The organism is Streptomyces sp. NPDC051569, assembly GCF_044454085.1.
Taxonomy (GTDB): domain Bacteria; phylum Actinomycetota; class Actinomycetes; order Streptomycetales; family Streptomycetaceae; genus Streptomyces.
On sequence record NZ_JBITDJ010000001.1, the window covers coordinates 124,606 to 151,040 of the forward strand.

The window sequence follows — 26,435 nt, forward strand, 5'->3', positions numbered from 1 at the left end:
GGGTCACCCCCGGATCGACTCTCCCCGCTGCCCCGGTACGGATTCCGTGCCGGGGCAGCGCTCTGTCCGCGCCTCTTGGTGCCTGCTGGTGCCTGTTGGCGAGTCGTCCCCGCTCACGTGCGCGTGAGCCGGCCGTACGGCGTCAGCCGCGCCGTACCGCGCACAGCAGTCCGTCGCCCACCGGCAGCAGCGACGCGAGCAGCTCCTGGCTCTCCCGTACCGCCCGCAGCAGCTCCCGCTGCCGCAGCACCTCGGCCGGCTGCGCCGCCGAGTCCGTCGTCCGGCCGTCCGCGAACACACCCTCGAAGCAGACGAGCCCGCCGGGTCTGAGCAGCCGCAACGATTCACCGAGATAATCCAGGCACTCCAGCCGGTCCCCGTCGCAGAAGACCAGGTCGTAACCGCCGTCCGCGAGCCTCGGCAGTACGTCCAGGGCGCGGCCCGGGATGAAGCGCGCGCGATTCCCGGCGAACCCGGCGGCCCGGAAGACCTGCCGGGCGAACTGCTGGCGCTCGGGCTCCGTGTCGACCGTGGTCAGCACACCGTCCGGGCGCATCCCCTGGAGCAGATACGTCCCCGAGACGCCGGTGCCCGTACCGATCTCGGCGACCGCTTTCGCGTCCAGCGCGGCCGCGAGCAGACGCAGCGCTGCGCCCGTGCCTGGTGACACCGGGCGGAACCCCGCGTCCTCGGCCCGGTCCCGGGCCCAGAGCAGTGTTTCGTCCTCGGCGACAAAGGCGTCGGCGAACGCCCAGCCCGTCGGCCGGTTGGCGGTAATGACCCTCTCCTTGTCCCCGTTGTCGGCGCAACGGTGACTGTATCCGCTGCGCCCGGGAACCCGCAGATGGGACCGGACGTTATCTGCAGACGGGAAAGACACGGATCGGGATCCGGTACGGGTCGCAAAACCGCGTAAAGATTCTTATCCGGAGCTAACGGGCGGGGTGGCTATGGTAGGGGCTCCACTGGACACCACCAGAGCCGACAGGGGAGGTGCGGCTGCGCCTGTGGACCGGGGAGGAGCGTTCAGGCGCTTCCTCAGGCCGGCGGGCGAGCCGAGATCCGTGACCAACATTGCTGACCGTTCCCGCTCCATCGACTCCGCAGTTACGGCGACCTTCGCATCGGATGCGGAATCGCAGGCGTGGACGCCTCCCACCTGGGAGGAGATCGTCAGCACGCACAGCGGACGCGTCTACCGCCTCGCCTACCGCCTGACGGGCAACCAGCACGACGCCGAGGACCTGACGCAGGAGGTCTTCGTCCGCGTCTTCCGGTCGCTCTCGACGTACACCCCCGGCACCTTCGAGGGCTGGCTGCACCGCATCACCACCAACCTCTTCCTCGACATGGTCCGGCGCAAGCAGCGGATCCGGTTCGACGCGCTCGGTGACGACGCGGCGGAGCGGCTGCCCAGCCGCGAGCCGTCGCCCCAGCAGGTCTTCCATGACACGCACTTCGACGCGGACGTCCAGCAGGCGCTGGACACCCTCGCGCCGGAATTCCGCGCCGCCGTGGTGCTCTGCGACATCGAGGGGCTCTCGTACGAGGAGATCGCCGCGACGCTCGGTGTGAAGCTGGGCACCGTACGGAGCCGTATCCACCGCGGCCGTTCCCATCTGCGCAAGGCGCTCCAGCACCGTTCCCCCGAGGCCCGGGCCGACCAGCGCGTCTTCGTGAGCGTGGCCGGGGAGGGCGGAGCGGCGTGAGTGGCACCATCCCGACCCCCGCCGAACAGCACCTGGGGGACCGACTCGCCGCCCTGGTGGACGGGGAGCTGGGGCATGACGCGCGCGAGCGCGTGCTGGCCCATCTCGCGACCTGTGCCAAATGCAAGGCGGAGGCCGACGCGCAGCGCCGGCTGAAGAACGTATTCGCCCAGGCGGCTCCGCCTCCGCTCTCGGCGGGGCTGCTCGCCCGACTGCAGGGGCTGCCCGGCGTGCCACCGGCGGAGGACGACGACGGAAGAGGACCGTTCGACGCGGGACGGTTCGGTAACGGTGTCTTCGGCGTCCGCACCGACGGCTTCGGTCATCTCCCGGGCGGCGGCCACTCCGACGTGCTTCCGGGCGGCTCCGGCTTCCGTATCCACGAGGTCGGCCGCCAGGAGGCGGAACGCTCCCCGTGGCGCGGGCGGCGGTTCGCCTTCGCGGCGGCCAGCGCGGTGTCGTTCGCCGCGATGGCCCTGGGCGGCACGATGCCGCTCGGTACGGCGGCCGATGTCATGCCCCGTGGCGCGGGCAACAGCGTGACCCCCCTGCGGGCCCCCGGCGCCGCGACCCCGGCCGCCGTGGGTGTGGGTGTGGAGCGCTCCCGGCGTCAGGCGAAGGGTGCCGGGATCCCGTCCGAGCCCGCGGGCCGTCCGGCCACGGTCACTCCTTCCGGCATGCTGCAGACCCAGACGCTCACCGAGCGCCGGTTCACCCCGAGCGTGCTGAACACCTTCCCGAGCGTGCTGAACAGGCCGAGCGTGCTGAACGGCTCGTCGCCGGCGCCGTTGATACGGCTTCCGGTCACCGCTCTCCAGATGTCCGCCGTCCCCGCCACCGTCCCCGTCCCCGTCCTCACCGGGGGCACCACCCTCGCGGCCACGCCCGCCCCCGGCGGACTCGTGGTCCCGGTGCTGCCCGCCGAGCGGCTTGCGTCGGAGCACTGACCGGATCCTGCGCGGACACGCGTCAACCTGGTTGAATCCCCTGCAGGCGTGGCCCCGTCGGGGCGCGGAGAAGCGGTTGCGGGGAGAACATGGACGACGGGAAGCCCACCGGTCCCCAGGCGAAGTGGTGGAGCCGTCCCACGACGGGACGCGCGATACCGGCCGCGATGCCGGAGGATTCCGCCGCGGAACCCTTCCGGGGCGGTGGGGCGGCGACCGAGCGGCCCGCCGCCACTGACGCTCCGCCGGCCCCGACCGAGCCCGCGCCGACCGAGCCCGTGCCGATACCCGCCGACGCGGCTCCCGTGCCCGGGCCTCCCCAGGAGCGCCCGCGGCCGCTGCACGACGCCGACGCCTACAGCACGCCGCCCTACGGCGGCCCCGGCCCCTGGGCGCCCGCACCCCCCGTACAGCTCCCGGCGCCGACCCCGGCCCACGGCACGCCCCTGCCGCCGCCGTACCCCGCTCAGGGCGCCTTCGGCGGCGGACCGCCGCTCCGGCCCGCCCACCCGCCGGAGCGGCAGGTCCAGGCCCTGTCCCGGCCGCCCGAGACGGCCCAGGCGGCCGAGGCGGCCGAGGCGGCCCAGTGGCTCACATACGACCCCTGGAGCTCCCCGGGGCAGCCCCTGACCGTGCATCAGTCCCCGGCCGGGTACGGCGAGCCGCGCCGGGAGCGGCGCCGGGCCGGGATCGCGGTCACCGTGCTCCTCGCGCTCTTCACCGGTGTCGTCGGCGGCGTGGCCGGCGCGTACATCGACCGCAACAACGGCTTCAGCAGCGTGGAACTCCCGCAGGCGGGCCCGGACTCCGGCGGCCGGGCACCGGACAGTGTCGCGGGCATCGCCGCGAGCGCCCTGCCGAGCGTGGTGACCCTGCACGTCAGCGGCGGCGACGAGTCGGGCACCGGCACCGGCTTCGTCCTCGACCGGCAGGGCCACATCCTCACGAACAACCACGTCGTCTCCCCGGCGAACTCCTCGGGCGAGATATCGGTCACGTTCAGCAGCGGTGAGACCGCCCGCGCGAAGCTCGTCGGCAAGGACAGCGGCTACGACCTCGCCGTCGTCAGGGTGACCGGGGTCTCCGGGCTCACACCGCTGCCGCTGGGCAACTCCGACAACGTCCGCGTCGGTGACCCGGTCGTGGCCATCGGGGCCCCCTTCGACCTGTCCAACACGGTGACCTCCGGGATCATCAGCGCCAAGCAGCGCCCGATCACCGCCGGAGGGGAGAAGGGCGACGGCAGCGATGTCAGCTATGTGGACGCGCTCCAGACCGATGCCCCGATCAACCCCGGCAATTCGGGCGGACCGCTGGTGGACACCCGGGCCCGGGTCATCGGGATCAACAGCGCGATCCGCGCCGCGGACAGCGGCGAGGGGCTCGGCGGCGGCCAGTCCGGATCCATCGGCCTCGGCTTCGCGATACCCATCAACCAGGCCAAGCGGGTCGCCGAGGAGCTGATCAACACCGGCAGGGCCACCCATCCCGTGATCGGGGTCAGCCTCGACATGGAGTACGGGGGCGACGGTGCCCGGGTCGGCGACAAGGCCACCGACGGCGGTCCCGCGGTGACCGCCGGCGGACCCGCCGCCAAGGCCGGGATCAAGCCCGGGGACGTCATCACCGAGGTCGACGGGCAGCGGGTGCACAACGGCGAGGAGCTGATCGTCAAGATCCGCGCACACCGTCCGGGCGACCGGCTGCGGCTGACCCTGGTCCGCGGAGGTAAAGAGCGCACCATGACGTTGCCCCTCGGCTCCGCGGACGGCAGGTGACGGTCACCAGAAGGTACCGTCCGGACAGTTCGGGCGGGTACCGTGGTCCGGCCCGGACCTTGACCCATCCCCCAGGCCAGGACGGACACGTCCAGCCCCGGAGAACGCGAGGAGCAGCAAGGTGTTCAACGACATAGGCGGCCTTGAGCTGGTGACGCTCGTGGTCCTCGCCGTGCTTGTCTTCGGACCGGAGAAGCTGCCCAAGGTCATCCAGGACGTCTCCCGCTTCATCCGGAAGATCCGTGAATTCTCCGAAAGCGCCAAGCAGGACATCCGCTCGGAGCTGGGCCCGGAGTTCAAGGACTTCGAGTTCGAGGACCTCAATCCCAAGACCTTCGTCCGCAAGCAGCTGTTGGACGGCGACGACGAACTGGGCCTGAAGGAGATCCGCAGCAGCTTCGATCTCCGCAAGGAGATCACCGAGGTGGCGGACGCGGTGAACGGCCATGAGAGTGGATCCTCCGTGTCGGGCACACCGTCCGTTCCCGCCCCTTCGGCGACGGGTTCCGGCGGTACTCCGGACCTGCTCAAGAAGCGGGAGCAGCCCGAGGCGGCGGTCCGCCCGCCCTTCGACGCGGACGCCACCTGAGTCCGGGTAATCCCGGCGAGCCCGGGCCGGGTGGCTATCCTCCATCTGTCCGGCAGTGAGGCGCCCGTCGGGGGCGGGCCGCTCCGGACGCCGAGATCGAGGAGGCGCCGGCCAGATGGAGACGACGAGCCGGGCAGGGGCGCGGGACACGGCCAGCTCATCCACCGCCGAGGGGGCGTCGTCGTCCCGGCGGACGGCCGAGGAGTATCTGCGCGCTCCCTTCCCCTGGTACGGACTGGACGAGGCGTTCAGCGGGCCGCGCCGGCTGATGCAGGTCGCCGTCGCCGCCGACGGCACGGTGCGGCACGGCTCCACCGGCCATGGCGAGGAGCCGTCGATAAGACCGGACGCGTCCGGCGCGGACAAGGAACGCTTCGCGGTGGTCGTCACGGTGGCCGCCAGCCCCGTGCGGAGCAGCGGTGACGGTACGGGGCATCTGGAGGCCACCACGGTCTCCTCGGCGGCCTGGCTCGCCGGTTCGGGGCTGCTGACCGCCACCTGGCCCGCACAGCTCGACCACGCCCTGCGCGACGACTGGCTGACCCAGCAGACCGAGACCGCCTTCGAACTGGCCGACGACCTGACCGGGCCCGCCTGGTCGGCCCTGTCGCTGCCGGTCGACGGTGTGCCGACGCCCTTCCACTACCGCGAGTCCGAGTTCGGCTGGGTGCTGGCCGGGCCGACGCGCGGGGAGGTGCACCTCGGGGCTTACGGCCGCGGGATGAGCGCGTACGGTCTCGGATTCTCGGTGATCGGCGACATCACCTCGTACGCCTCGTAGCGGCGCCCCGGGAAGCGCATCGGTGAGGGGCGGCCGCGCGGCGGCCGCCCCTCACCGGTGTAGCGGGACCCAGCGGCTCAGAACTTGTTGCGCGGGGTGATCCCCAGCGACATGCCCGACAGCCCACGCTGCCGGCCGCCCAGCTTGCCCGCGATCTCGCGCAGCGCGGTGGCCGCAGGTGAGTCGGGGTCGGAGAGCACGATCGGCTTGCCCTCGTCGCCGCCCTCCCGGAGCCGTACGTCGATCGGGATGGCGCCGAGCACCGGTACGGTCGCGCCGGTCGTCTTCGTCAGGCCCTCGGCGACCAGCTTGCCGCCGCCGGTGCCGAAGACGTCGATCATCTCGTCGCAGTGCGGGCACGGCAGGCCCGACATGTTCTCGACGACGCCGACGATCTTCTGGTGGGTCTGTACGGCGATGGAGCCGGCCCGCTCGGCGACCTCGGCCGCGGCCTGCTGGGGGGTGGTGACCACCAGGATCTCGGCGTTCGGTACGAGCTGAGCCACCGAGATCGCGATGTCGCCGGTGCCCGGCGGCAGGTCGAGCAGCAGGACGTCCAGATCGCCCCAGTAGACGTCCGCGAGGAACTGCTGGAGCGCACGGTGCAGCATCGGCCCGCGCCACACCACCGGCGCGTTGCCCGGGGTGAACATGCCGATGGAGATCACCTTCACGCCGTTCGCCGACGGCGGCATGATCATGTTCTCGACCTGGGTGGGGCGGCCGTCCGCGCCGAGCATCCGCGGCACGCTGTGCCCGTAGATGTCCGCGTCGACCACACCGACCTTCAGCCCGTCGGCCGCCATCGCCGCCGCCAGGTTGACCGTCACCGACGACTTGCCCACACCGCCCTTGCCGGACGCCACCGCGTACACCCGGGTCAGCGATCCCGGCTTGGCGAACGGCACCTCACGCTCGGCGGTACCGCCGCGCAGCGAGGCCGCCAGCTCGCGCCGCTGGTCGTCGCCCATCACGTCCAGCGTGACCTCGACCCGGGTGACACCCGCGACCCGCGTCACCGCGTCCGTCACGTTCCGCGTGATGGTGTCCCGCATGGGGCAGCCGGCCACCGTGAGATAGACCGTGACGGCCACCGCGCCGTCAGCGCCGATGTCCACCGATTTGACCATGCCCAGATCGGTGATCGGCCGGTGGATCTCGGGGTCGTTCACCGTCGCCAGCGCTTCGTGCACCGCTTCTTCAGCGGGGGCGGCGGTTCCGTACGTCTCGGTAGCCATACCGAGATGGTACGGCGCCGGGCACGGCCCCGGGAAAGCCCGTCGAGCACTCCCCGGGGGAGGGCGTCGGCGGCCGGCGTCAGCGGCCGGAATCCTCCCGCCCGGGCTCGACCTCCGCCGGGGGCAGCAGGCGGTGCTCGCCCAGGTCCTTCACCAGGTCCTGCAGTTCGGAGCGGATCCAGTCGCGGGTCGCCACCTCGCCCAGGCCCATCCGCAGCGCCGCGATCTCCCGCGTCAGGTACTCGGTGTCCGCGATCGAGCGCTCGTTCTGCTTGCGCTCCTGCTCCTGGGTGACCCGGTCCCGGTCGTCCTGGCGGTTCTGCGCCAGCAGGATCAGCGGCGCCGCGTACGACGCCTGGAGGGAGAGCATCAGCGTCAGGAAGATGAAGGGGTACTCGTCGAAGCGCAGGTCCTTGGGCGCCGCGATGTTCCAGACGACCCAGACGATGATGATCAGGGTCATCCAGACGATGAAACGGCCCGTCCCCAGGAAGCGGGCCACCCGCTCCGAGAGCCGCCCGAACGCCTCGGGGTCGTATTCGGGCAGCAGCTTGCGCCGCTGCGGCCGCGGCTGGTCGAGCCGGACCCGGGAATTGCGCGTCATCGCCGTCGACCCGACGATCGTCCGCGGACGCTCCCTGCCGCCGCCGTCCTTCTCCGGACGCTCATGCACCACCGGCCGCCTCCTCCAGGCCGTGGTAGCCCGTCTCCCGCCAGTCGTCCGGCAGCAGGTGGTCGAGCACGTCGTCGACCGTGACCGCGCCGAGCAGCGACCCGCTGTCGTCCACGACCGGCGCCGAGACCATGTTGTACGCGGCGAGGTGACTGGTGATGGCGGGCAGCGGGGTGTCCGGGGCGAGCGGCGGCAGGTCGCTGTCCACGATCGAGCTGACCAGGGTGAACGGCGGGTCCCGCAGCAGCCGCTGGAAGTGGACCGTGCCCAGGTACTTCCCCGTGGGCGTCTCGTCGGGCGGCCGGCAGACGTAGACCTGCGCGGCGAGCGCCGGGGAGAGGTCCTGCTGCCGGACCCGGGCCAGCGCGTCGGCGACCGTCGCGTCCGGCCGCAGCACGATCGGGTCGGTCGTCATCAGACCGCCCGCGGTGCGCTCCTCGTACGACATCAGCCGCCGTACGTCCGCCGCGTCGTCCGGCCGCATCAGCGTCAGCAGCCGCTCCTTGTCCGCCTCGGGCAGCTCGGAGAGCAGGTCGGCCGCGTCGTCCGGGTCCATCGCCTCCAGGACGTCCGCCGCGCGCTCCTCCTTGAGCTTCCCGAGGATCTCCACCTGGTCGTCCTCGGGCAGCTCCTCCAGCACGTCCGCGAGGCGGTCGTCGTCGAGCGCCGCCGCCACTTCCGCCCGCCGTTTGGGTGACAGGTTGTGCATCACGTTGGCGAGGTCGACGGGGCGCAGCCGTTCGAAGGTGGCGACGAGGTTCTCCGCGCCCTGCCCCTCCTCCTCCAGCGAGAAGCCGGTGACCGCCGACCACTCGACGGTCAGCGTCTCGCCGCGCCGGCGCAGCGCGCCGCCCTTCCTGTCCCGCCGGACGAATACCTTGTCGATCTCCCAGTCGCGCCGGGCCGGCAGCTGCTGGATGGCGACGTCGAGGACCGTCACCTCGTCGTCGCTGTCCACGAGCCGCACCCGGCGGTCGAGCAGTTCGCCGAGGACCAGGCGCTCGGTGGGGCGCTGCTCGAAGCGCCGCATGTTGACCACGCCCGTGGTGATGACCTGACCGGATTCGATACCGGTGATCCGGGTCATGGGCAGGAAGATCCGGCGCCGGCCGAGCACCTCGACGACCAGCCCGAGCAGCCGCGGCGGGCGGCGGCCCACGCGCAGCATCGCGACCAGGTCGCGGACCCGGCCGACCTGGTCGCCGCTGGGGTCGAAGACCGGTACCCCGGCGAGATGCGAGACGAAGACACGGGGGGCGCCTGCCGCCATACCGAGCGCCTCCTGGTCCGTGATCGCACCTGCGCGGCTTGGCCGCGCTGGTGCCGCTTCGTCCTTCTATCCACCGGGATTACGGGTTCAGGCTAGCCCGTACCGCTGCGGTACGCCCTGGCGGATCCCTGGTCAAGGCTCCGCGTCGAAGCGTGTGTCAGGCCCGGGTACGCTGCGGTCTGCCACCCCGACCCGCGTGTGAGAGGCAGTGCGTCTGTGACCCTTCTCCTGTCGTTCGAGCGTGCCCGCCGGGCCGCGTTTCCCGTCGCGCTCTGTGTCGGCCTGGCCGCCGTACTCACGGGGTGCGCCGAGGATCCGGACGAGGGGACGAACGGGGTCGGCAAGCTCTCCGCCGCCCAGATCGAGAAGAAGGCGCAGACGGCGGCCGGCGGCGCGGACTCGGTCCGGCTCTCCGGCGCGCTGGTCGTCAAGGGGGAGACGTACAAGCTCAACATGCGGCTCAAGGAGACCGGCGGCATGGGGTCCGTCAGCTCGAAGGACAGCACCTTCATGCTGCTGCGGGTCGGGGACGCGCTCTATCTGAAGGCCGACGCCGGCTTCTGGAGCCACACGGGCGAGGACGGCAAGGAGAGTGCCGAGCCCAGCGAGTCGGACGCCGAGGTCGCGGGAAAGCTCCAGGACAAGTACGTGAAGATCCCGCGGGACGACCCGTCATACCAGCAGATGAGCGGCTTCACGGACATGAAGGTGCTGCTCGACGGGCTGCTGACGCTGCACGGCACGGTGGCCAAGGGCGACCGCGACAAGATCGGCGGCGTGCGGACCATCAAGATCACCGGCGGCGAGGGTGACGGCGGGACGCTGGACGTCGCGCTGGAAGGCGACCCGTACCCGCTGCAACTGGTGCGCGCCGGTGGCGCCGGGACGCTGACCCTCGCGGACTGGGGCAAGGACTTCGCCCTGGAGGCCCCGGCCAAGGGCCAGACGGTCGACTACGGCAGCCGGCTGCCGGGCGGCGGCGAGTAGGACCCGACCGGTGTCAGTAGGACCCGCCCGGTGTCCTGGTGTCCCTCCCGTCGTCCTGGTGCCGGGAGGGACTAGCGCTTCTTGCGCCGGAGCAGCAGCCGTCCCAGTGCGGCGGGGACAGGCTGACGGGTCGTCGCCCCGGTCGGCAGCGGTACGGCCGCCAGAGAGCCCTGGGGCAGCTCCGTGATCACGTCCTGGGGCGCCAGCCGCAGCACCCGGCACTCGCGCGCCCAGCGCTCCGTCATCACCTCGGCGTCCGGCGCGTTGAGCCGCTTGCCCTTGAGCTCGGCCACGGCCGCCTCCCAGCCCTCCGAACCCGGGGCGAGCTCCGTGACGGCCGCCGTCCAGCCGACCAGCCGGCCGCCCTTGTCCTTGCTGCGTACGGTCACCTCGGCGACGGACCCGTCCGCGAGCCCCGGCAGCGGCTGCTCCCCGGGGCCGTCCCCGACCAGGTGGGCCGCGCCGTCGAGCCAGACGTGCCACAGGGCGCGCGCGGGCTCCGAGCCCCGCACCCAGATGAGGCCGGACTTCTTGGTGGCCTCCTCGACGAGTGCCTGGCCGAGCAGCAGTTCATCCATGCCCGCAGCTTAGGCCCTGTCGGATGACCGGCCCCGGCCCGGCCGTCCGGGCCGTCCTGTCGGGGGCGGGGCGGCCCGGGGGCGGGACGGTGGGCGCTACAGCCAGCCGTTGCGCTTGAGGGTGCGATGGATCGTCAGGCAGATGGCGCCGATCGCGACGAGCACCATCGGATACCCGTACTTCCAGCGCAGCTCGGGCATGTGATCGAAGTTCATGCCGTAGATCCCGCAGACGGCCGTCGGTACGGCGATGATCGCCGCCCACGACGTGATCTTGCGCATGTCCTCGTTCTGCGCGACCGTCGCCTGCGCCAGATTCGCCTGGAGGATCGAGTTCAGCAGTTCGTCGAAGCCGATGACCTGCTCGTGGACCCGGGCCAGGTGGTCGGCGACATCGCGGAAGTACTTCTGGATGTCGGGGTCGACCAGCCGCATCGGCCGCTCGCTCAGCAGCTGCATCGGCCGCAGCAGCGGCGAGACGGCCCGCTTGAACTCCAGCACCTCCCGCTTGAGCTGGTAGATCCGGCCGGGGTCCGAGCCTCGCGGGCTGCCCTTCGCCGGGGCGGAGAACACATCGATCTCGACCTCGTCGATGTCGTCCTGCACGGCCGTCGCCACCGCGACGTACCCGTCGACGACGTGGTCGGCGATGGAGTGCAGCACGGCGGAAGGCCCTTTGGCGAGCAGCTCGGCGTCGTCCTCCAGGCGGTGGCGCAGGTTGCGCAGGGAGCCCTTCCCGCCGTGCCGCACGGTGATGACGAAGTCCCGGCCGGTGAAGCACATGACCTCACCGGTGTCGACGACCTCGCTGGTCGCGGTCAGTTCGGTGTGCTCCACGTAGTGCATGGTCTTGAAGACGGTGAACAGCGTGTCGTCGTACCGCTCCAGCTTGGGCCGCTGGTGCGCGTGCACCGCGTCCTCCACCGCGAGCGGGTGCAGCCCGAACTCGGCCGCGATACCGGCGAATTCCTCCTCGGTCGGCTCGTGAAGCCCGATCCAGGCGAAGCCGCCGCCCTCGCGCACCCGCAGCATCGCCTCGTGCGGGGTCACACAGGGGTCCTCCTTGACCCGGCGGCCGTCGAGGTAGACCGCGCAGTCGACGACCGCGCTCGACGCGGACGGGTCACGGGTGGCGTCGTACGTCTCGTACTTGCTGTACGCGGTGGTGCTCTTGCGCAGGGACGGACGGACCGCTGCGCGCAGATCACGGATCATCGACATGACTGGCTCCCTCACGGAGAGGCCGTCGGCGAGGGGTGGCGCAGCCCGGAATGGGGACGTGATGCGTACGTCCGCAAAGCGGGCGGCACCGCGGGTCGCGGTGACGGCGTTCGCTACAGACAGGCGAAAACACAAGCGATAAAAGAAGTGCTCTTCCGTCGTGCGATGTGCCGCGGGCCTGGGCGGACGGGCCTCAGACCACTGAAGAAAGCGGCCGGGCGGAAGAGCGGCTGGTACTGGCCGGATGACTTCGATCCACCGCAGCCCCACCTCCTCCTGCCGGTCCCCCGTAGGGGATGACGTGTCGTCGGGACCGGAGAGCGACGCTTCAGCATGCTGTCCCGACCGGCGGCCAAGACTATCAGCTGACAGACGGCCAATCCTTTCCCATCCCCCATTCGGACGGGATCTATGCTCCCGGCATGGAAGAAATTCTCGCTCTGGTGGAGGACCGGCTCCGTACGGCGCTGGGCGAGCCGGACGCGCGCGCCGCGGTCACCTTCCTGGGGACGGACCGTGTCGAGGTGCTGCGCTTCCCGGACACCCGGAGCGGCCGGGGCATCGTGCGGTACGCGACGCTCGGGATGTCGGCGCAGCCCATGGCGGACCCGGCGGCGCTGCTCGCCGATCCGGTGAGGGGACCGCGGGCCGAGCTGATCCTGTCGGTGCGGGCCGGGCTCGCCGACACCGACCAGGTGCTGCGCCCGCTCGCCGTGCTGGCGGCGTCTCCGCAGGTCGAAGGGGTGGTCGTGGCTCCGGACGGCTCGCTCGATCTCGGGGAGCCGCTCTGGCCGGGGGCGCCGTTCAGCTCTGTACTGGTCGGGGAGCCCGGCGGACTGGTGGCGGACCTGGAGCCGGCCGCGCCGCTGGATCCCGTACGGTTCCTGCCTCTCCTGCCGATGACGCCCCACGAAGCGGCGTGGAAGCGGGTCAGGGGCGCGCGGGAGCTGCGGGAGCGGTGGCTGACGCACGGCACGGATCTGCGTGATCCGCTGCGCCGGTCCGTCCCGCTCGACTGAGGCGCGCCGGGCGCCGACCGGTCCCCGGTGCGCGGGGTCTCCGTCCGGACGGGTGATCGTCCTTGACGTGTCGGCGGCCAGGGAGGACCGTGGGGCGGTATGAGGGGCGAACCAAGTTGCCCGAAGTGCGGTGGCCGAGTCAGGGCGCCCGGCCTCTTCGCCGACTCCTGGCAGTGCGACGTACATGGCGCGGTGTACCCACTGCAGCCGGTGATACCGCCCAGCGCCGAGGCGCTCGACGCCGTGGTGCACCGGGCCCAGGTCCCGGTCTGGATGCCCTGGCCGCTGCCCATAGGCTGGCTGTTCACCGGTGTGGCGTACGCGGGCGACGACCCCGGTGGCGGCCGCGCCACCGCCGTGGCCTGCTCGGGACCGGCCCCGCTCGGCGGCGGCGGCGAACTGCTGCTGGTCGCCGAGGAGCCGGGTGTCGGGCTGGGGGCCCGCTACGCGGGGATCGGCGGACCCGATCCGGGCCCGGACATCTGCGCGGACAAACCTCCGCAGGCCAGACTGCTCGCCGCCGGACGGCCGACCCCGCTCTGGCTCGTCGCCGACGCCCCGCGGGACCGTGCCGTCTTCGCCGGTGAGGCGCTGGGACTGTGGCTGTGGGCGATCGTCTGGCCGGAGCAGTCGGGGCTGCTGCTCTACGAGGAGCTGGTGCTGACCGATCTGCGGGACGAGGACGCGGGGTCGGAGCTGCTGCCCTGCGGGGCGCTGTCACCGCGGCTGCTGTCCTGAGCGGGGCACGCGCCGCTCAGGAGGTCTCCTGAGCGGGGCACGTGCGGCTCCCGGGGTGTTCGCGCGGCCGGAACAGGGCGTTCGAATCTCCCGTTACCCTGGAGCTTCCCCTGTCCGCCTCGAGCCCCCGGAGTCAGCGTCGTGCGCATCGATCTGCACACCCACTCCACGGCCTCGGACGGTACGGACACCCCCGCCGAACTGGTCCGCCACGCGGCCGCCGCCGGACTCGACGTCGTCGCGCTGACCGACCACGACTCCACCCGCGGCCACGCCGAGGCGATCGCCACGCTCGCGGACCTCGACCGGAACCTCACCCTCGTCACGGGCGCCGAGCTCTCCTGCCGGCTCGGTGGCGTGGTGCTGCACCTGCTCGCGTACCTCTTCGACCCCGCCGAGCCGGCTCTGCTGCGCGAGCGCGAGCTGGTCAGGGACGACCGCGTGCCGCGCGCGCGGACGATGGTCGGCAAGCTCCAGGAGCTGGGCGTCCCCGTCACCTGGGAGCAGGTGACCCGTATCGCGGGTGACGCGTCCCTCGGCCGCCCGCACATCGCCACCGCCCTGGTCGACCTCGGGGTCGTACGGACCGTCTCCGACGCCTTCACGCCCGAGTGGCTGGGGGACGGCGGACGCGTCTACGCGGAGCGCTACGAACTGGACGTCTTCGAGGCGATCCGCCTGGTCAAGGCGGCCGGTGGGGTCACCGTCCTGGCGCACCCCCAGGCCGTCAAACGCGGCGCGGTCGTTCCCGAGTCGGCCTTCGCCCGGTTCGCCGCCGCCGGCCTCGACGGTATCGAGACCGACCACATGGACCATGACGAGCCGACGCGCGCCCGGCTGCGCGGGCTGGCCGCCGAGCTCGGCCTGCTGACCACCGGGTCCAGTGACTACCACGGCAGCAGGAAGTCCGTGGCGCTGGGCGCGTTCACCACCGACCCGGAGATCTACGGCGAGATCACCCGGCGCGCTTCGGGCGCGTTCCCGGTGCCGGGTGCGGGCGGACGCGCGTAAGTCACGCCGTACGGCCGCACCGCGCCATCACCTCACCACCGGACCCGCCACACCTCGTCACCTCGCCACCGCCTCACTCCTTCAGCGCGCCCGCGCGCCTCCGCTCTCTCCCCACAAGGCATCACTGTGTTCGACTTCGCCGTTTTCGGATCCCTCTTTCTCACGCTTTTCGTGATCATGGACCCCCCGGGGGTCACGCCGATCTTCCTCGCCCTCACCTCCGGCCGGCCCGCCAAGGTCCAGCGCGCCATGGCCTGGCAGGCGACCGCCGTGGCCTTCGGTGTGATCACCGTCTTCGGCATCCTCGGCCAGCAGATCCTGGATTATCTCCATGTCTCCATACCGGCGCTGATGATCGCCGGTGGTCTCCTCCTGCTGCTCATCGCGCTCGATCTGCTGACCGGCAAGACCGATGAGCCCAAGCAGACCAAGGACGTCAACGTGGCGCTCGTACCGCTCGGCATGCCGCTGCTCGCGGGGCCCGGCGCGATCGTGTCCGTCATCCTCGCCGTGCAGAACGCCGACGGCGCGACCGCCCAGATCTCGGTCTGGGGGGCCATCGTCGCGATGCACCTCGTGCTCTGGATCACGATGCGCTACTCGCTGGTGATCATCCGGCTGATCAAGGACGGCGGGGTGGTGCTGGTGACCCGGCTGGCCGGGATGATGCTGTCGGCGATCGCCGTGCAGCAGATCATCAACGGCGTCATCCAGGTCATCCAGGGGGCCTGACCCGCAAGGGACGTGGGCTTCGGGCGACCCGGCCTCCGGGCCCGGCCCTCGGGCGACCCGGCCTCCGGGCCCGGCCCTCGGGCGACCCGGCCTCCGGGCCCGGCCCTCGGGCGACCCGGCCTCCGGGCCCGGCCCTCGGGTGGCCTGGCATCCAGGGGCCGGACACAGCAGCGCCCCCTTACGGGTGATCCCGTGAGGGGGCGCTTCGTCGTACGGGTGCTTCGGGGCGTGCAAGAGTGACGAGGCCGGAATCCGGCCGGTTACGAGGCCGAGGATTCGGCCGGCCGGATGTAGATGCGCTGGCCCATCGCTGCGGCCTGCTGCACGATCCGGTTGACGGAGGCGGCGTCCACGACGGTGGTGTCGACGGCGGAACCGTCGACATCGTCAAGACACATGACTTCGAAGCGCACAGGCTTCTCCCTTCGTCTGATCCTCCAGCTGGAGAACTGTGGGTGACGGGCGGGCCGTCCGTTGTTACTAGTCTGTGCAACGGATTGCCCTCTGCAAACATTCCCTACGCTAAGGAAATTTTTTGGATGGCTAACTACTGGCGAGTACGGTGTCGTCCACAGAGAATGAACGGCGTATGAACGAGGCAGAGAACAACCCAGAGACCACCGACATCGGCGCCCGGCTGGAGCGGACCAACGCGCTGCTCCAGCGCATGCTCGCCGAGGTCGCCAAGACCCCGTCCACGCATGCCATTTTCGTCGACGCGGGTTACGTCTATGCTGCGGCCGGGTTGCTTGTAGCGGGCACCGAGGACCGGCGTTCCTTCGACCTCGACGCCGAAGGGCTCATCGAGGCGTTCATCGACAAGGCCCGGATCATCTTCGCGGACAGCAGACTGCTCCGCGTCTACTGGTACGACGGCGCCCGGCGCCGGATCCACACGACCGAGCAGCAGTCGATCGCCGAGCTGCCCGACGTCAAGGTCAGGCTCGGCAATCTCAACGCCAACAACCAGCAGAAGGGCGTCGACTCGCTGATCCGCACGGATCTCGAATCGCTCGCCCGGCACCGTGCCATCAGCGACGCGGCGCTGGTCGGCGGCGACGAGGACCTGGTGTCCGCCGTCGAGGCCGCGCAGGGGTACGGCGCCCGGGTGCACCTCTGGGGTATCGAGGCGGGCGAGGGGCGCAACCAGGCCGAGCCGCTGCTGTGGGAGGTCGACAGCCAGCGCACCTTCGACCTGGAATTCTGCAAGCCGTACGTGACGCGGCGCCCGGTCACGACGTACGAGCACGAGGGCGAGCCCCCGCCCTCCCGCGACCAGGTGCGCTTCATCGGCGCGCAGATCGCCGCGACCTGGCTGGCGGAACGGGGCCGGGAAGCCATGGGTGAGCTGCTGCCGGGCCATCCGTACCTGCCGGGCCCGGTGGACCAGGATCTGCTGATCGAGGCGGAGAGACTGCTCCAGCGGTCCCTGCGGGGTCACGCGATGCTGCGGCGGTCCCTGCGGGACGGCTTCTGGCAGCACCTTCAGTCCCAGTACTGAGTACGGGGACGCGCCCCGTACTCGGCGCCGTCACCGGTGGGCGCCGTCCCAGAAGTCCGTCAGCGCCGCCGCGGTCCGCAGCGGCTGGTCCGTGTTGGGCGAGTGCTCGGCGCCCTCGATGACCGTCCTGCGGGCGTCGAGCCGCTTCGCCATCACGTCGAGGAGCGGCACCGGCCAGACGTCGTCCCGCTCGCCGGACACCACGTGCTTGGGCAGCGGCCGTACGGCGGTCAGTTCGTCCACCCGGTCCGGTTCCACGGCCAACTGGCGGCCGGTGACGATCAGCTGGGCCGGGCGGGTCCGCAGCCAGCGCCGGCGCAGGTCCTCGCCGTCCGTGGGCGTCTCCTCGACGGGCCCCATCGCCCGTATGGCCTGCCAGACCTGCTCCATCGTCATGCTCGCCAGTGCTTCGCCGAGCACTTTCACGCGCTCCTGCTGGCCCGGGCTGACCTGTGCGGGCCCCGAGGACATCAGCGTCAGTGAGAGGAACGGGGACGGGTCGAGCAGCACGGCGGCGCGCGCGATCTGACCGCCGAGCGAGTGCCCGAGCAGGTGCACGGGAACACCGGCCGCCTCCGCCTGCGCCAGGACGTCGGCGGCCAACTCGGCCTGTTCGTAGGCCTCCTGGGTGTCCGGCCCGTCGGTCTCGTACTGGCCGCGGCCGTCCACGGCGACGGCGCGGTAACCGGCCTCGGTGATCGGCTCCAGGAGCGCGATGAAGTCCTCCTTGCTGCCGGTGTACCCGGGCAGCAGGAGCACGGTGCCGCGTGGTGTCCCGGCCGGCCGTGCGTCGAGCACGGCGAAGTTCCCGCGACGGGTGGACAGGGCGCGGGCTCGCGCGCAGGGGGGCGGGGTGAACGTGGGCGGCCGGCTCATGCGATGAGGCTAGGGCATGGAACACGCCCTGGCTCCTGCCCGCCGTACGGCACAGACCGCGCCCGGCCGCCGCGGCCCGCGCCGCCGCGGCGGCCGGCGCGCGGTCGGCACGCGATCGCCGGGGCCGGTCTGGCGGGGCCGGGGCGGGTGGGGCCCGGCTGACGTCCTGTCGGCGCCGGGGCGCTCGAAGGGCGGTTCGGACGCGGGTGGCGCGCACCATCCGCGCGTCGGGCCGCCGGGGTCTGCTGGGGGCGGTGCCCGGTGGAGCCGTCCCGGGTATGCCGATGGCCCGGCCGCCCCCTGCGGGGTGCCGGGCCATCGGGTGGTGCGTCAGCTCTCGGGCTGGGCCGTGGTCGTACGGGTCCGGCGGCGGCGCGGCGTGGGAACCGACTCCGCCTCCGGGGCCTGCGCGCCCGCCTCCGCCGCCTCGGCGACGGGCTTGGCCACGCGGGTACGGCGACGGGGCTTGGTCTCCGCCACGGGGGCCTCGACCGGCGCCTCGGCCGTCACGGCCGCTTCGGCCTTCTCGACGGCGGGCTTGGCGACCCGGGTGCGGCGGCGCGGCTTGGTCTCGGCGACCGGGGCCTCTTCGGCCACGACCGGCTCGACCGGCGCCTCGGCCTCGACCGCGTCGGCCACGGGCTTCACGGCCCGGGTGCGGCGGCGGCGCGGCTTGGCCGCGGCCTCCGCGTCCGGGGCAACCGGCTCCACCGTCACCGGCTCGGCCGTCACGACGTCGGTGGCCGGGGTCTCCAGGACCGCCGCCCCCGCCTCGGCGACCGCGCCGACCGTGGCGCGGGTACGCCGGCGACGGCGCGGGGTGCGCGGCTCCGCCGACGGCTCGGAGCTCTCGACGGCCTCGGCCTCGGCCGGCTGGACCGCCGTGGTCCCCGTGTCCGTGGCGTCCAGCTCGCTGCCGCCGCGGGTGCGGCGGCGCTGGCGCGGCGGGCGGGTGCGGGCCGGGCGCTCCTCCCGTACCGGCGTGCTGGTGGCGGCGGACTTGCGGCCGCGACCGCCGGTCTCGCCGAGGTCCTCGACCTGCTCGGCGGAGAGTCCGGCACGCGTCCGGTCGGCGCGCGGCAGGATGCCCTTGGTCCCGGCGGGGATGTTCAGTTCCTCGAACAGGTGCGGGGAGGTGGAGTACGTCTCCGGCGGGTCCGGGAAACCGAGGTCCAGCGCCTTGTTGATCAGCTGCCAGCGCGGGATGTCGTCCCAGTCGACCAGCGTGACCGCCGTACCGGACGCGCCCGCGCGGCCCGTGCGGCCGATGCGGTGGAGGTAGGTCTTCTCCTCCTCCGGCGACTGGTAGTTGATGACGTGGGTGACGCCCTCGACGTCGATGCCGCGGGCGGCGACGTCCGTGCAGACCAGCACGTCCACCTTGCCGTTGCGGAAGGCGCGCAGCGCCTGCTCGCGGGCGCCCTGGCCCAGGTCGCCGTGGACCGCGCCGGAGGCGAAGCCGCGCTGGGCGAGCTGGTCGGCGATGTCGGCGGCCGTGCGCTTCGTACGGCAGAAGATCATCGCCAGCCCGCGGCCCTCGGCCTGGAGGATGCGCGAGACCATCTCCGGCTTGTCCATGGAGTGGGCGCGGTAGACGCGCTGTGTGGTGTTGGCCACGGTCGCGCCCGCGTCGTCCGGCGACGTCGCGCTGATGTGCGTGGGCTGCGACATGTAGCGGCGGGCGAGGCCGATGACCGCGCCCGGCATGGTGGCGGAGAACAGCATCGTCTGACGCTTGGGCGGCAGCAGCTGGATGATCTTCTCGACGTCGGGCAGGAAGCCGAGGTCGAGCATCTCGTCGGCCTCGTCCAGCACGAGCGAGCGCACGTGCGACAGGTCGAGCTTCTTCTGGCCCGCCAGGTCGATCAGCCGGCCCGGTGTGCCGACGATCACGTCGACGCCCTTCTTGAGGGCCTCGACCTGCGGCTCGTATGCCCGGCCGCCGTAGATCGCCAGCACGCGGACGTTGCGCACCTTGCCGGCGGTCTGGAGGTCGTTGGTGACCTGCGTGCACAGCTCACGGGTGGGGACGACGACGAGCGCCTGCGGGGCGTTCGTCAGCTGCTCGGGCACGGCACGGCCGGCCTCGACGTCCGCGGGGACGGTGACGCGCTCCAGCAGGGGCAGGCCGAAGCCCAGCGTCTTGCCGGTGCCGGTCTTCGCCTGGCCGATGACGTCCTTGCCGGAAAGCGCGACAGGGAGGGTCATCTCCTGGATCGGGAAGGGGGACGTGATGCCGACGGCTTCGAGTGCTTCGGCCGTCTCGGGGAGGATTCCGAGGTCTCGGAAAGTCGTAGTCAGGGTGCTGCCTCTTCTGTGAGACGCGGCGTGAGGCGAACGCTGGGGGTCGTACCGCGCCGGGGTACTCGCCGGCCGTGGATGGGCCGGATGGCGCGGGACCACTGCCGTCGCTCGAGCGCTCATGCCGCTGAGGGGGCCCCTCATCTGCAAGCCGTACGCACCTGTGCGTACGATCCGCGCGGAGGGCGGTCGGGTCGGAGCCGATCGGGCCACCGACCGGGCATCCTCATGGGGCCTGTCCGAGGGGAGCGCCCCCGGTCAAACTGCCAAACTGTAGAACTGTCGAACGAAATGCTGGAACACGGCAAACGCTGATCATCGACAAGCGCTGCCACACGCTGCCAAGCGCCGACAAGCACTGCCACACGCAGATCAGCATGTCCACATACCGCGATGCGCCGCCGGATACTCGGCAGGCGCATTACCACCATACCCCGGAATCGCGCATATGTGTTGGGCGAATTCGCCGAGATGGTGTCGCGGGTATGCCTGACCGGCCCTTACCCCGGGTGCCGAGCGGGCTATTCTGCGCAGCATGGAGACGCCCGACAACGCCACCACGTCCGCACCCGCAGCCGAGGGACCCACTGGGATCGCAGCCCAGGACTGGGCCACGGCCTCCGCCGAGCCGCAGTACCGCGCCGCGGTCGTGGACCTGCTGGGGGCCCTCGCCTACGGCGAGCTGGCGGCCTTCGAACGGCTCGCCGAGGACGCGAAGCTCGCGCCGACCCTGGCCGACAAGGCCGCGCTGGCGAAAATGGCCGCCGCGGAGTTCCACCACTTCGACCAGCTGAACGACCGGCTGCGGGCGATCGACGCCGAGCCGACCGGCGCGATGGAGCCGTTCGCGAAGGCGCTGGACGACTTCCACCGCCAGACCGCGCCGTCGGACTGGCTGGAAGGCCTGGTCAAGGCGTACGTCGGCGACTCGATCGCCAGCGACTTCTACCGCGAGGTGGCCGCCCGGCTGGACACCGACACCCGGGCCCTGGTGCTGGCCGTGCTGGACGACACGGGGCACGGCAACTTCGCCGTGGAGAAGGTCCGCGCCGCGATCGAGGCGGAGCCGCGTGTCGGCGGGCGCCTCGCGCTCTGGGCGCGGCGGCTGATGGGCGAGGCGCTCTCGCAGGCGCAGCGCGTGGTGGCCGACCGGGACGCGCTCTCCACGATGCTGGTGGGCGGGGTGGCGGACGGATTCGATCTCGCGGAGGTCGGCCGGATGTTCTCCCGGATCACCGAGGCGCACACCAAGCGGATGGCCGCGCTCGGTCTGGCCGCGTAACCCGTCCCGGGAGCGCGCGTCCCGCCCTGGGATCAGGGCGGGACGGGGGCTCAGGGCGGGACGGGGCGCTCAGGAGGGGACGGGGCGCTCAGGAGGGGACGGGCCGGTGCAGCCGGCGGCCGGTGGGGCGGAGCAGCAGCGAGAGCAGCACCGCCCCCACCGTGACGGCGCCGATGAGCGTCGTCAGGGAGTGATGGCCGGGGCCGAGTGCCATATGCGTCAGATAGGCGCCGAAGAGGGCGCCGAGCGGGCCCGCGACGTACACCCTCCGGCGGGCGGGAAGCCGGTGTGACAGCCGGTGGGCCGCGGCCCATGAGAGACCGAGTCCGAGCAGGACCGATCCGATAGCTTCCCAGACCACTACTGATCACCTCACGACATCGGGGGGCGGCCGCTTCGGGCGCTGTCCGCGCCTAGCCCGTCACTACCCGTGGCGCGAGGAACGCAACCCTTGTCCGATCTTCGTCAGGTCTTCGGCGGAGGCGTTCCGCCCCTACCCGGCGCGATGGCCCGGCACCCAGCGCAATGGCCCGGCGGGAATCCCGCCGGGCCATTCCGGATATCCGTCGGACAGTGACTACAGCGCGCCGAATCCGACCCGCCGCGTCGTCGGCTCACCGATCTCCACGTACGCGACCCGGTCGGCCGGTACGAGGACCTTGCGCCCCTTTTCGTCCGTAAGGCTGAGCAGCTGCGCCTTGCCGGCCAGCGCGTCGGCCACGGCGCGCTCGACCTCCTCGGCGGACAGCCCGCTCTCCAGAACGATCTCCCGCGGCGCGTTCTGCACGCCGATCTTGACCTCCACGGCTACGTCCCTCCGAACGGTCAGTGCGTTGCGCGGTCAGCCGCGCTGTACGCAGCACACATTAGCCCGGAGAGACCAGGCGAAAGACGTCGCGGTGCACGCCCGCAGCGAACAGCACGCCGTTCGGTCGCCCTGAGCGTGTCGCCGGACAGGGTCTAGGGGGTGTCGCGAAAGTAGCGCCGTCCGCCCGAAGGGCGGGGCTCACGGCGTCTGGTGCGTGCCATCGCAAGGCGGAGGATCGTCCTCGTACTGGACGTACTCGGACGACTCCGACAACGCGGCGAGTGTGCGTGCCAGGCGTCGCGAGCCAGGCGGGACTTTCGCAACAGTCCCTAGTGCTGCTCGCTGCCGTGCAGCGGGAAGCCCGCGATGCCCCGCCAGGCCAGCGAGGTGAGCAGCTGGACCGCCTGGTCGCGGGGGATGGCGGACTCGCTGGAGAGCCAGTAGCGGGCCACCACCTGGGAGACGCCGCCGAGGCCCACGGCCAGCAGCATGGACTCCTCCTTGGACAGCCCGGTGTCCTCGGCGATCACGTCGGAGATCGCCTCCGCGCACTGGAGTGCGACCCGGTCGACGCGCTCGCGTACCGCCGGCTCGTTGGTCAGGTCCGACTCGAAGACCAGGCGGAACGCGCCGCCTTCGTCCTCGACATAGGCGAAGTAGGCGTCCATGGTCGCCTCGACGCGGAGCTTGTTGTCCGACGTCGACGCGAGGGCCGTGCGGACCGCCAGCAGCAGCGCCTCGCAGTGCTGGTCCAGCAGGGCCAGATACAGCTCCAGCTTTCCGGGGAAGTGCTGGTAGAGAACGGGCTTGCTGACGCCGGCCCGCTCGGCGATGTCGTCCATCGCGGCGGAGTGGTAGCCCTGCGCGACGAATACTTCCTGTGCCGCGCCCAGCAGCTGGTTGCGTCGGGCGCGGCGGGGGAGCCGCGTGCCTCGCGGGCGTGCTGCCTCGGTCTGCTCTATGGCTGTCACGCCGCCTCCCAAAAATCGTTCCGTGCGCGCGGTGCGCCGCCTGGCCATCGTACTTTTGGGTAACCCGGCTGTGCGTGGCGCGGGCGGAGAATTTCACGGACCGGGACGCCCGTGGTGGCCCGGGACCTCGCGGGACAGTGCGCTATCGCGGCCACGAACCGCCTGCTCAGCGGTGGCCCGCGTCGTCTGTGCCGTGGCCGTGCTGCTTGTCGTGCTTTCGTGAATCGTCGCGCTTGCCCCTGCTCGTCACTCGTCACCGGTCACTCGTTACTCGTCGTATTCGTCGTACTCGTCCAGGTCGACCGACCGTGCCTGCTCGACCGCGTCACCCTCGCTCGCCGTATCCGTATCGATATGGGTCAGCGGCTGGTCACCGCGCCGTCGCACCTCCGCGTACTGCGCGGCGGCGGCGGCCTCGCGGGGCTCGTCGTCCCGCTCGGCGTCCTCCGGTGACGTGCTTCCGGAGATCTCGCCGTCCGCTTCGAAGGTGTCCGGATCGGTCGGGTCTACCGTCATGCAGTGCCCTTTCTCTTCGCGGGGGAAGGTGGGGCCCGGGGCGAGCGGCCCCTCATCTACGAGCGTAGGAGCCCCGGATGCGCGGCGCCATACGGCCTGTGACGGCGAACACACAAATCCACGCGTGATCGTCTCGTAACATTGCCCGCATGTCTTCGACCGAGCTGCCGGAAACCCTCTCCGCCGCGGTCCCGCGAGTGAGTCCCGTCCGGGTCGCGGAGGGGGAGGAACTCCACCCCGTGGCGCTGCCCGGCCTCACTCTGACCGTACGGTCGCGCCCCGCGACCCGCACCGGAGCGCCGCCCGCGCTGTATGTGCACGGGCTCGGCGGCTCCTCGCAGAACTGGTCGGCACTGATGCCGTCGCTGGCGGACCTGGTCGACGGTGCGGCCGTCGACCTCCCCGGCTTCGGGGACTCGCCGCCGCCCGACGACGGCGACTACTCGGTCACCGGCCACGCCCGTGCGGTGATCAGGCTGCTGGACGCGGGCGGGCGGGGCCCCGTGCATCTCTTCGGCAATTCCCTCGGCGGCGCCGTCGCCACCCGGGTCGCGGCCGTACGGCCCGATCTGGTGCGCACCCTGACGCTGGTCTCGCCGGCGCTTCCGGAGATCCGGGTGCAGCGCAGCGCGGTGCCCACGGCGCTGCTGGCGCTGCCCGGTGTGGCCGCGCTGTTCGGCCGGCTGTCCCGGGACTGGACGGCGGAACAGCGCACGCGCGGGATGATGGCGCTCTGTTACGGAGACCCCTCGTCGGTCGCCGACGAGGATGTGCGCCACGCCGTGGAGGAGATGGAGCGGCGGCTCCAACTGCCGTATTTCTGGGACGCGATGGTCGGCTCGGCGCGCGGTATCGTCAACGCGTACACGCTGGGCGGTCAACACGGACTGTGGCGGCAGGCCGAGCGGGTGCTCGCGCCGACCCTGCTTGTCTACGGTGGCCGTGACCAGCTGGTCTCGTACCGGATGGCCCGCAGAGCATCGGCGGCTTTCCGCGACTCACGGCTTCTGACGCTCCCCGACGCCGGGCATGTTGCCATGATGGAGTACCCGCGGCAGGTCGCTCAGGCGTGCCGGGACCTCATCGACGCGTACGACAACAGGAGCTGATCCGGGGCGTGGGACGACACAGCCGCAAGGACCCCGCACCCACGGGCTCGGCGAGCACCGTCGGTCGCGCGGCCGACGGGCCCGATCCGGAACCGGCGGGTCCTGGCAGCGGGCGGCGCAGGCGGTCCGGTACGGGTACCGATCCCGGCCCGGGGCCCGAGCAGTACGGGGATGCGCAGCACGGCACCCCCGCGCACGGCGTGCCCCGGGTGCGCGGCGGGCACCCCGAGCAGCGGGAGTCCGGGGGCGGTTGGGGAGCGGCGCGGCGTTCCGGCGACGTGCGGAGCGCCCCGGCCGTCGAGGGCGCGCGGGACGGGCAGGGCGCGCAGGACAGGCAGGGCACCCGGCGGTCACCGGAACCCACGACGCCGCAGGCCGGGAAGGCGCGAGCGGGTAAGCCGCAGGCCGGGAAGGCGCGGCCCGGCGGGCCGGAGGCCCAGGAGTCGCGGGCCGTGATGTCGGAGGCCCGGAAGCCGCGGGCCGGCTCGCCCGGGTCCGGTGAGTCGCCGGCCGGTTCTTCGGGGCTTCCCGGGCCTCGGCGTGAGTTCCTCGCCGCCTTCGAGACGTTCGACGCACCGCCCTCCCGGGCCATCGCGCGGGAGGCGGCCTTCGCCCGGTACCCCGGCGTTCGCGAATCCGCCGACGAAGCCGTCCGCGAACCCTCCCTCGATGACCGGGGCGGCGATGACGGGGACGGCGGCGGGACCGGCGGTGACGGGTCCGGCGGCGGAGGCGGGTCCGGTGGCGGTCCTGACGGCACGCCGGACGCGGAGCGGCAGCCGGCCAAGAACGGTAAGGGGCGTGCTCTCACCGGGATCGCGGCGGCGGCGGTCACCACCGTCCTCGCGGTCATCGTGGCCGGACAGGTCACCGACGGCGGCTCCGGGGCGGCCGGCGCGCGGGCGGCCGACGCCGCCGACCGCGGCGCCGAGGACGACATCGCCTCCCGTTCCGAGGGCAGAGCGACGCCGTACCGGGCCCCCGCGCCGGCGATCCCCACCTACGAGCAGATGATGACCCGGCAGTTCCCGCTCGACCCCGACCTGGAGGCGTCGGGCGACTTCACCGCCGTGCCCGGCTTCCAGAAAGCGCCCGGCCGGGGGGAGAAGTTCCGCTACCGGGTGGATATCGAGAGCGGTCTGAGCCTGGACGGCGCGCTCTTCGCGGACGCCGTCCAGAAGACCCTGAACGACGACCGGAGCTGGGCGCACGACGGCGACATGACCTTCGAGCGGATCTCCGACGGGGAGCCGGACTTCGTGGTCACCCTGGCCAGCCCGGGGACCACCGGGGTCTGGTGCGAGAAGTCCGGTCTGGACACGACCGTCGACAACGTGTCGTGCGACTCCGCTTCGACCGACCGCGTGATGATCAACGCGTACCGCTGGGCCCAGGGGTCGGTCACCTTCGGCTCGAAGGCGATGCTCAGCTACCGCCAGATGCTGATCAACCACGAGGTCGGGCACCGTCTCGGACACAACCATGTGAGTTGCCGCACGCCCGGCGCGCTGGCCCCGGTGATGCAGCAACAGACCAAATCACTGGACATCGACGGCATCGAATGCCGGCCCAATCCCTGGGTCTATCCCAAGGGTTGAGACGGGCGTCTCAAAAATGGCCGGACCTCGTTGACATCCGGAGGAGCGGTCGTTCATATTTCTCGGCATGCCCCCCCGTCACGCCGCCGCCTCCGGTCATGCCGCCATTGAGCTCGCGCTCATCGGCGTGACCGCGCTGTGCGTGGCTGACATCCTCTGTTGCTGACGCCTGCCCGAGCGCGCGCCGGCCGTCCTTCTCCGT

28 protein-coding genes are annotated in these 26,435 nt (G+C 71.9%); 15 read left to right on the forward strand and 13 right to left on the reverse strand.

The window, feature by feature from the left end:
• Positions 1-142 precede the first annotated feature (142 nt).
• The gene (locus tag ACIBAE_RS00470) at positions 143-880 is read right to left on the reverse strand and encodes an O-methyltransferase (RefSeq protein WP_399281511.1); all 738 of its coding nucleotides are present in this window, start codon (positions 878-880) and stop codon (positions 143-145) included.
• Between the two features lie 70 nt (positions 881-950).
• Here ACIBAE_RS00470 and sigE point away from each other — a divergent pair, with 70 nt between their 5' ends.
• The 5 genes from sigE (at position 951) to ACIBAE_RS00495 (ending at position 5,804) form a co-directional block, all read left to right on the forward strand.
• On the forward strand, positions 951-1,709 hold the full coding sequence (gene sigE / locus ACIBAE_RS00475) for an RNA polymerase sigma factor SigE (protein WP_399281512.1): 759 nt from the start codon (positions 951-953) through the stop codon (positions 1,707-1,709).
• Positions 1,706-2,656 (forward strand): anti-sigma factor family protein, encoded by a 951-nt coding sequence (locus tag ACIBAE_RS00480; RefSeq protein ID WP_399281514.1) that lies wholly within the window; start codon positions 1,706-1,708, stop codon positions 2,654-2,656. The genes sigE and ACIBAE_RS00480 overlap by 4 nt, the downstream gene beginning before the upstream one ends.
• Positions 2,657-2,745: 89 nt before the next feature.
• Positions 2,746-4,434, forward strand: coding sequence for a trypsin-like peptidase domain-containing protein (locus ACIBAE_RS00485; protein WP_399281515.1), 1,689 nt, complete (start codon positions 2,746-2,748; stop codon positions 4,432-4,434).
• A 121-nt stretch (positions 4,435-4,555) separates the two neighbouring features.
• Complete coding sequence (locus ACIBAE_RS00490; protein WP_399281516.1) at positions 4,556-5,023, forward strand: sec-independent translocase; 468 nt, start codon at positions 4,556-4,558, stop codon at positions 5,021-5,023.
• A 115-nt stretch (positions 5,024-5,138) separates the two neighbouring features.
• The gene (locus tag ACIBAE_RS00495) at positions 5,139-5,804 is read left to right on the forward strand and encodes a hypothetical protein (protein WP_399281517.1); all 666 of its coding nucleotides are present in this window, start codon (positions 5,139-5,141) and stop codon (positions 5,802-5,804) included.
• A 77-nt stretch (positions 5,805-5,881) separates the two neighbouring features.
• On the opposite strand, the gene ACIBAE_RS00500 is transcribed toward ACIBAE_RS00495, so the two are convergent.
• From ACIBAE_RS00500 to ACIBAE_RS00510, 3 genes are all read right to left on the reverse strand, one after another.
• Positions 5,882-7,042 carry an Mrp/NBP35 family ATP-binding protein gene (locus ACIBAE_RS00500; RefSeq protein WP_399281519.1) on the reverse strand — a complete coding sequence of 387 codons (1,161 nt, stop codon included), beginning with the start codon at positions 7,040-7,042 and terminating at the stop codon, positions 5,882-5,884.
• Positions 7,043-7,121: 79 nt separating this feature from the next.
• Positions 7,122-7,646, reverse strand: a complete 525-nt coding sequence (locus ACIBAE_RS00505) for a DUF1003 domain-containing protein (protein WP_399281975.1) — start codon at positions 7,644-7,646, stop codon at positions 7,122-7,124.
• A gap of 61 nt (positions 7,647-7,707) precedes the next feature.
• Positions 7,708-8,985, reverse strand: a complete 1,278-nt coding sequence (locus ACIBAE_RS00510) for a magnesium transporter MgtE N-terminal domain-containing protein (protein ID WP_399281520.1) — start codon at positions 8,983-8,985, stop codon at positions 7,708-7,710.
• A 216-nt stretch (positions 8,986-9,201) separates the two neighbouring features.
• Between ACIBAE_RS00510 and ACIBAE_RS00515 the strand changes: the two genes are divergently transcribed.
• A complete protein-coding gene (locus tag ACIBAE_RS00515) occupies positions 9,202-9,972 on the forward strand; it encodes a hypothetical protein (RefSeq protein WP_399281521.1) in 771 nt (256 codons plus the stop codon).
• Between the two features lie 71 nt (positions 9,973-10,043).
• Here ACIBAE_RS00515 and ACIBAE_RS00520 read toward each other — a convergent pair whose 3' ends face one another.
• Both ACIBAE_RS00520 and ACIBAE_RS00525 read right to left on the reverse strand, forming a co-directional pair.
• Positions 10,044-10,550 carry a hypothetical protein gene (locus ACIBAE_RS00520; RefSeq protein ID WP_399281522.1) on the reverse strand — a complete coding sequence of 169 codons (507 nt, stop codon included), beginning with the start codon at positions 10,548-10,550 and terminating at the stop codon, positions 10,044-10,046.
• 96 nt (positions 10,551-10,646) lie between these two features.
• Positions 10,647-11,771 (reverse strand): magnesium and cobalt transport protein CorA, encoded by a 1,125-nt coding sequence (locus tag ACIBAE_RS00525; protein WP_399281524.1) that lies wholly within the window; start codon positions 11,769-11,771, stop codon positions 10,647-10,649.
• A gap of 422 nt (positions 11,772-12,193) precedes the next feature.
• Between ACIBAE_RS00525 and ACIBAE_RS00530 the strand changes: the two genes are divergently transcribed.
• The 4 genes from ACIBAE_RS00530 to ACIBAE_RS00545 all read left to right on the forward strand — a co-directional run bounded on the left by ACIBAE_RS00530 (position 12,194) and on the right by ACIBAE_RS00545 (position 15,271).
• Complete coding sequence (locus ACIBAE_RS00530; protein WP_399281525.1) at positions 12,194-12,790, forward strand: suppressor of fused domain protein; 597 nt, start codon at positions 12,194-12,196, stop codon at positions 12,788-12,790.
• A gap of 99 nt (positions 12,791-12,889) precedes the next feature.
• The gene (locus tag ACIBAE_RS00535; protein WP_399281526.1) at positions 12,890-13,528 is read left to right on the forward strand and encodes a DUF6758 family protein; all 639 of its coding nucleotides are present in this window, start codon (positions 12,890-12,892) and stop codon (positions 13,526-13,528) included.
• 141 nt (positions 13,529-13,669) lie between these two features.
• Positions 13,670-14,539 carry a PHP domain-containing protein gene (locus ACIBAE_RS00540; RefSeq protein WP_399281527.1) on the forward strand — a complete coding sequence of 290 codons (870 nt, stop codon included), beginning with the start codon at positions 13,670-13,672 and terminating at the stop codon, positions 14,537-14,539.
• Positions 14,540-14,665: 126 nt separating this feature from the next.
• The gene (locus ACIBAE_RS00545; protein WP_399281528.1) at positions 14,666-15,271 is read left to right on the forward strand and encodes a MarC family protein; all 606 of its coding nucleotides are present in this window, start codon (positions 14,666-14,668) and stop codon (positions 15,269-15,271) included.
• A 260-nt stretch (positions 15,272-15,531) separates the two neighbouring features.
• On the opposite strand, the gene ACIBAE_RS00550 is transcribed toward ACIBAE_RS00545, so the two are convergent.
• Positions 15,532-15,684 (reverse strand): hypothetical protein, encoded by a 153-nt coding sequence (locus tag ACIBAE_RS00550; RefSeq protein ID WP_399281529.1) that lies wholly within the window; start codon positions 15,682-15,684, stop codon positions 15,532-15,534.
• Positions 15,685-15,860: 176 nt separating this feature from the next.
• Between ACIBAE_RS00550 and ACIBAE_RS00555 the strand changes: the two genes are divergently transcribed.
• Entirely contained in the window at positions 15,861-16,772 is a 912-nt protein-coding gene (locus ACIBAE_RS00555; RefSeq protein WP_399281530.1) for an NYN domain-containing protein, read from the forward strand.
• Between the two features lie 30 nt (positions 16,773-16,802).
• Here ACIBAE_RS00555 and ACIBAE_RS00560 read toward each other — a convergent pair whose 3' ends face one another.
• Together ACIBAE_RS00560 and ACIBAE_RS00565 are read right to left on the reverse strand one after the other, a co-directional pair.
• Positions 16,803-17,648: an alpha/beta fold hydrolase gene (locus tag ACIBAE_RS00560; RefSeq protein WP_399281531.1), complete on the reverse strand. Its 846-nt coding sequence runs from the start codon at positions 17,646-17,648 to the stop codon at positions 16,803-16,805.
• A gap of 330 nt (positions 17,649-17,978) precedes the next feature.
• Positions 17,979-19,856 carry a DEAD/DEAH box helicase gene (locus tag ACIBAE_RS00565; protein ID WP_399281532.1) on the reverse strand — a complete coding sequence of 626 codons (1,878 nt, stop codon included), beginning with the start codon at positions 19,854-19,856 and terminating at the stop codon, positions 17,979-17,981.
• A 628-nt stretch (positions 19,857-20,484) separates the two neighbouring features.
• Here ACIBAE_RS00565 and ACIBAE_RS00570 point away from each other — a divergent pair.
• A complete protein-coding gene (locus tag ACIBAE_RS00570) occupies positions 20,485-21,231 on the forward strand; it encodes a ferritin-like fold-containing protein (protein WP_399281533.1) in 747 nt (248 codons plus the stop codon).
• Between the two features lie 88 nt (positions 21,232-21,319).
• Here ACIBAE_RS00570 and ACIBAE_RS00575 read toward each other — a convergent pair whose 3' ends face one another.
• The 4 genes from ACIBAE_RS00575 to ACIBAE_RS00590 all read right to left on the reverse strand — a co-directional run bounded on the left by ACIBAE_RS00575 (position 21,320) and on the right by ACIBAE_RS00590 (position 23,526).
• Positions 21,320-21,592 carry a hypothetical protein gene (locus ACIBAE_RS00575; protein WP_399281534.1) on the reverse strand — a complete coding sequence of 91 codons (273 nt, stop codon included), beginning with the start codon at positions 21,590-21,592 and terminating at the stop codon, positions 21,320-21,322.
• Positions 21,593-21,808: 216 nt separating this feature from the next.
• A complete protein-coding gene (locus tag ACIBAE_RS00580) occupies positions 21,809-22,036 on the reverse strand; it encodes a DUF3107 domain-containing protein (protein ID WP_399281535.1) in 228 nt (75 codons plus the stop codon).
• Positions 22,037-22,368: 332 nt separating this feature from the next.
• On the reverse strand, positions 22,369-23,010 hold the full coding sequence (locus ACIBAE_RS00585) for a TetR/AcrR family transcriptional regulator (protein WP_399281536.1): 642 nt from the start codon (positions 23,008-23,010) through the stop codon (positions 22,369-22,371).
• Positions 23,011-23,277: 267 nt separating this feature from the next.
• Positions 23,278-23,526 carry a hypothetical protein gene (locus ACIBAE_RS00590; RefSeq protein WP_399281537.1) on the reverse strand — a complete coding sequence of 83 codons (249 nt, stop codon included), beginning with the start codon at positions 23,524-23,526 and terminating at the stop codon, positions 23,278-23,280.
• Between the two features lie 149 nt (positions 23,527-23,675).
• Here ACIBAE_RS00590 and ACIBAE_RS00595 point away from each other — a divergent pair, with 149 nt between their 5' ends.
• From ACIBAE_RS00595 to ACIBAE_RS00605, 3 genes are all read left to right on the forward strand, one after another.
• A complete protein-coding gene (locus ACIBAE_RS00595; RefSeq protein ID WP_399281538.1) occupies positions 23,676-24,635 on the forward strand; it encodes an alpha/beta fold hydrolase in 960 nt (319 codons plus the stop codon).
• 8 nt (positions 24,636-24,643) lie between these two features.
• On the forward strand, positions 24,644-26,233 hold the full coding sequence (locus ACIBAE_RS00600; RefSeq protein WP_399281539.1) for a DUF3152 domain-containing protein: 1,590 nt from the start codon (positions 24,644-24,646) through the stop codon (positions 26,231-26,233).
• Positions 26,234-26,300: 67 nt separating this feature from the next.
• On the forward strand, positions 26,301-26,399 hold the full coding sequence (locus ACIBAE_RS00605; protein WP_399281540.1) for an Ms4533A family Cys-rich leader peptide: 99 nt from the start codon (positions 26,301-26,303) through the stop codon (positions 26,397-26,399).
• The last annotated feature ends 36 nt before the right edge of the window (positions 26,400-26,435 follow it).